Raw genomic sequence first — 244 nt, forward strand, 5'->3', positions numbered from 1 at the left:
ATCATTTGCTTCTATGTCCGCCAGTTAAGCCAGCTCTATACAATGCAGTACCACCTTTAGTATATGAAACAGCCCTCAGCAGCGACTTTGATCCGTACTTTTTTCTAATACCATCCATAACATAGCCCAACTGTCTTTTTTTCTCTAATCCTCTTTCATCAAATAAAGTTAACTGCTGGTTAGCATCTTCTTCAATTTTACTTAATGTGACTGAAATACTTCTAACCGTCTTATGCTGATAAAA

The 244-nt window shown here is 36.5% G+C and carries 1 protein-coding gene; it reads right to left on the reverse strand.

The window, feature by feature from the left end:
* Nucleotide 1: 1 nt before the first annotated feature.
* Nucleotides 2–244, reverse strand: a 243-nt coding sequence (locus tag R0J87_RS23715) for a hypothetical protein (protein ID WP_498889457.1), incomplete at its 5' end; no start/stop codon positions are given.

The organism is Halomonas sp. SIMBA_159 (assembly GCF_046536035.1).
Classification (GTDB): domain Bacteria; phylum Pseudomonadota; class Gammaproteobacteria; order Pseudomonadales; family Halomonadaceae; genus Vreelandella; species Vreelandella venusta_A.